We start from the raw sequence: 2,714 nt of genomic DNA, 5'->3' as shown, positions 1-2,714 counted from the left end.
TTTAAAGATAATGGCTATATGGAAAGTAAATACAAATCTTTAACTTCTAACCTTAATTCGAAAATGACTGATTTGAAAAATGGTATTATTTTAGAAACAATAAGCAAGAATCAAGTTTATAATACTACTTCATTTTCAAGCAAAAATCAGCGGGAAGAAGATGATTTTCTGGTATTAGAAGCAGAAGATAAAACACCAATGATACTTACAAATCAGTTTATTATCCAATTCAAACCAGATGTAACAAGAGAAGAAATTAATAAGATTAATGATTCTAATAATGTTAAAATTATCGAAAATATTAATTGGGAGGAGAATTCTTATCTTGTGGAAACCACAGAAGGTAAAGCAGTAAGTGCATTGGAGATGGCAAATACTTATCATGAAAATGATAAGGTAATATATGCACAACCTAATTTTGTTCGACTGCTGAAGCCTATGGCAGCAATAAGTAATGATACATATGTAAATAAGCAGTGGGCTCTTAACAATACTGGACAAACTGGAGGAATTGCAGGTGAAGACATCGCTATTTCAGAAGCATGGAAAATAACGAAAGGAAGTAAAGATATTATTATTGCTATCATTGATGAAGGTGTGGATTACAAACATGAAGACTTAAATGTATCAGATAAACTGGTAACCGGGTATGATGCATGTTACAAGCGTAATGATCCAACTCCTAAAAGTGCTGATGCGCATGGAACTGCCTGTGCAGGCATAGCGGCCGCAAAAAGTAATAATAATAAAGGAATAGCCGGCGTGGCTCCGGAATGTAAAATAATGGGAATAAGAATTGCGTATGGAGTTATGGATGGATCCGAAAGAATATGGGTTACTGATGATGCAAAGGTTGCAGATGGAATTGTTAAATCTGTGGACAGAGGGGCGGATGTCCTTAGTAACAGCTGGGGAGGCGGAGAAGACAGCCAGACAATTACAAATGCAATAAATTATGCCAAACGAAATGGCCGAAACGGAAAAGGCTGCGTTGTTTGTTTTGCAGCCGGCAATGATAATGGCAGTGTTTCTTTTCCTGGTAGACTAGATAATGTTATAACTGTTGCAGCATGTAATGAGTATGGTGAAAGAAAAAGTAAGACAAGTAGAGACGGCGAATATTGGTGGGGTAGTAATTATGGTCCGGAAGTTGATGTAGCAGCCCCGGGTGTTCATATTTTCACAACTGATATAATGAAAAAGGACGGCTATAGTTCTAATAATTACGTAGAAGATTTTAACGGTACGTCTGCAGCGACCCCGCATGTTGCAGGAGTTGCAGCACTTGTGCTTTCCGTTGCTCCAGAACTAAAAGCAAGTGAAGTCGAAGATATAATCCGTAATACTGCAGATGACATTGGCGCTAAAGGTTTTGATAATTATACCGGTCATGGGAGAATCAATGCATTTAAAGCTGTTTCAAAAGCATATGAAATGCATATGCATGATTAGGCAGGAGCTGATGACGGTCTATCATCTTGACAGGGCCGTAGGAGTACTGCAGATGTACCGTATGGGCATCAATGCCAATACGTAACATAGACCGGAAGAATACATGCCCTGCGATCTATAGATTCAGAAACTATGTCGAAATAGTCAACCTTTCATAATAATGGAAGGTTGGCTCTTCCGACATACAATCCATCTCTTCTACCGTATGTATCTCATGGGGGATTTCAGTAGAGGGAAATGTGTTTAACTCCTAATTACAAGATCCTAATTACAAGATTAAAATTATATGCAAAGTACAATTTCGGAAGCTAACGTGTACAATTTTGGCACTTGGGTTGAAATTAATGTCGAAATGGTAAATATTAGTAGATGATCAGATATAATTCCTATGCGGATTTTGTTGGCGAAATAAGTATTATTGTAAGTACATATTGCGAAGAGTATATATTTACTGGTTCGTATAATATTCTTGGGAATTTAACCGGAAAGTATACTGCCAGTAAAAGACCAATTCAACAATCACCATTTTTAACCTATGTCTCTAATGATAATAATACAGTTATAAATTATAAAATATATGAAGATGGAATTATTAAATCAGGTGAAACTACTTTTAAAAAGCAATAACGTGAATATAAAGATAACAAGGAGATATGTTAATGATCATAATGTTGATTTTTTATATGTGTATAATATGCTATGTTTTATATCTTTCTATAAAAGCTGCTATAATGAGTATAAAAATTCGCAATTATAAGGGACGTACCATAGGTAAAATTATAAATGTTAGTGAACATGTAACCATATTATAAATTAAACAAAAAGACACTTTATTATCCCACATACCACTATATTGTTAACGGAATTACATATGAAGAAGATTTTCCGTTTTGTAAAAGGTGCCCAGATTTTATACAAATAGGTCAAGAGAAAATGATCCGTTTTGATGAAAAAAAGCCAAAAAGTTTTGTCCCTGAAGGTGAAGAATATGTTTGGTTTAAACGGGCATTTATTGGATTTTCATGTATTTTATTCTGGCTCTTAATAGCGATTTATGCTTACTATAGAGATTATAAATAACTTAATATATTGATGAATATTATCAAAGAGTCCGGAGCCGATGCTGGTCTCTATTTCATAAGGAAAATCTAGTATGTTTATAATATATTTTTTACTTTTGTGTTCTTTTTTATTATTTTTAATATCATTTATTACTAATATAAAATCTTATAAATATGTTGGATGATCAGAAGGAAAGATAG

Annotated in this window: 1 protein-coding gene; it reads left to right on the top strand. The window is 33.9% G+C overall.

Annotated elements, in window-relative coordinates; translation table 11 throughout:
- Positions 1–1,452: S8 family peptidase (locus tag DS742_RS28160; protein WP_117420216.1), on the top strand; the 1,452-nt coding region annotated here is incomplete at its 5' end.
- Between the last annotated feature and the right edge of the window lie 1,262 nt (positions 1,453–2,714).

The organism is Lacrimispora amygdalina (genome assembly GCF_003432035.1).
GTDB classification, from domain to species: Bacteria; Bacillota; Clostridia; order Lachnospirales; family Lachnospiraceae; genus Lacrimispora; species Lacrimispora amygdalina.
Note: the sequence above shows the minus strand (reverse complement) of the source record. Positions and strands in the feature narration are given on the sequence as shown.